The 1296-nt window shown below is 43.9% G+C and carries 3 protein-coding genes; 1 reads left to right on the top strand and 2 read right to left on the bottom strand.

Annotated features, from left to right (window positions below):
- Nucleotides 1-183 (bottom strand): hypothetical protein (locus F6K53_RS43140; RefSeq protein ID WP_293086825.1); only part of this gene is annotated, 183 nt, incomplete at its 3' end.
- A gap of 48 nt (nucleotides 184-231) precedes the next feature.
- Between F6K53_RS43140 and F6K53_RS43135 the strand changes: the two genes are divergently transcribed.
- A complete protein-coding gene (locus tag F6K53_RS43135) occupies nucleotides 232-426 on the top strand; it encodes a hypothetical protein (protein ID WP_293086822.1) in 195 nt (64 codons plus the stop codon).
- Nucleotides 427-822: 396 nt separating this feature from the next.
- Here F6K53_RS43135 and F6K53_RS43130 read toward each other — a convergent pair whose 3' ends face one another.
- On the bottom strand, nucleotides 823-1266 hold the full coding sequence (locus F6K53_RS43130; RefSeq protein ID WP_293086827.1) for an Hsp20/alpha crystallin family protein: 444 nt from the start codon (nucleotides 1264-1266) through the stop codon (nucleotides 823-825).
- Nucleotides 1267-1296 lie beyond the last annotated feature (30 nt).

Genomic DNA, 1296 nt, shown 5'->3' with positions numbered 1-1296 from the left:
GCCAATTCCCAGCAAATTCTCAAAGGGATTGAGGATATCATTACTTATTGTGCTGCCATCGTTACTAATTCCCACGTAGCTACCCTTTAATCCTTGAGGTTCCGCAGAGCCAGGGCTAGCAGATATAACCATAGCAATCATTAAGATTAGGGAAGTTGCGGCAGATTTGAGTATTGGTTTCATCGGTTTCATGGTTATAATTAAAAAACCCCCCGCTTTGATTGCAGGGGGATGGCTATCAAGGTGCATCTACTATTTTTCTATTTCTCAGCCGAGTTGAGTTATCCGGATAAGTTACAGAAAAATATCCGATTGACTCCAGTGATGGCGTTGCTGAATGATAGGATGATTTTGTCGCCACCCCATTTAAAACAGGTATATGTAAACAAAAAGCGATCGCTTGTTGAGATAGCGATCGCTTTTTGAGGTAACGATTTAGTCTAAATGCCAGTAGCTAAGTAATTTTCCGAAGTCTAGTTAGCCAGCCACTGAGCTAACCAGCCACTGAGCTAACCAGCCACTGAGCGGGTGCATCTCCTAAAAGCTGTTTGATTCGGTGGTGCGTTACGGGGCGGACTTTCCCAAAGCTGGCTACGAGCTGGAAAATGACGGCGAGCCGCCCCTAACGCACCCTACTGGCGTGGCACACCTAAAAACGTTTGTTGGGTTGAGCGGTAGGGAAACCCAACAAAGCGTTACTGGTGTTGGGTTTCATTCTTCAACCCAACAAACGCTTATTGCACCATTTTAAATGTGCCACGCCACTACGTAATATTTTCAAATATGAGATGCACCCCACTGAGCACTGAGCTAACCAGAGAGTTAGTTCAAGTTAACTTTGACAACTTTGTTTTTTTCCTCTTCCGCTTTAGGCAAGGTCAGATTCAAGATACCGTCTTTGTACTCAGCCTCAACTTTGGTATTTTGAACCCGAACCGGTAAAGGAATTACCCGCTGGAATTTACCATAACGGAATTCAGACCGCTTGACGCCTTTTTCGTCAGTATTGGTTTCTTCTTTCCGTTCTCCACTGATAGCAACAACAGTATCTGTGACTTCTACATTCAAGTCTTTGGCTTCCATTCCTGGAACTTCCAATTTCAGAGTGATAGCATCTTCAGTTTGGGTTAGTTCAGCAGCAGGAACATTTTTTAAATGACCAAACTCTCGCAAAGTAGTGGGCACAAAACTATGGTCAAATAGCTGGTCAAGTTCCCGTTGTAGGGTGTTGATGTCTTTCCATGGGTTCCAACGAACTAGAGTCATAGCTCTTCCTCCAAGTTGTAATTGCTTAAT

Origin of the sequence: Moorena sp. SIO4A1, assembly GCF_010672065.1 — a bacterium.
Taxonomy (GTDB): domain Bacteria; phylum Cyanobacteriota; class Cyanobacteriia; order Cyanobacteriales; family Coleofasciculaceae; genus Moorena.
This window is presented reverse-complemented; position numbering and strand designations above follow the sequence as displayed.

Excerpts from the sequence above, each read along its gene's own strand:
- F6K53_RS43135 (WP_293086822.1), top strand. The coding sequence starts at position 232 with ATGGCTATCAAGGTGCATCTACTATTTTTCTATTTCTCAGCCGAGTTG.
- F6K53_RS43130 (WP_293086827.1), bottom strand. The coding sequence starts at position 1,266 with ATGACTCTAGTTCGTTGGAACCCATGGAAAGACATCAACACCCTACAA.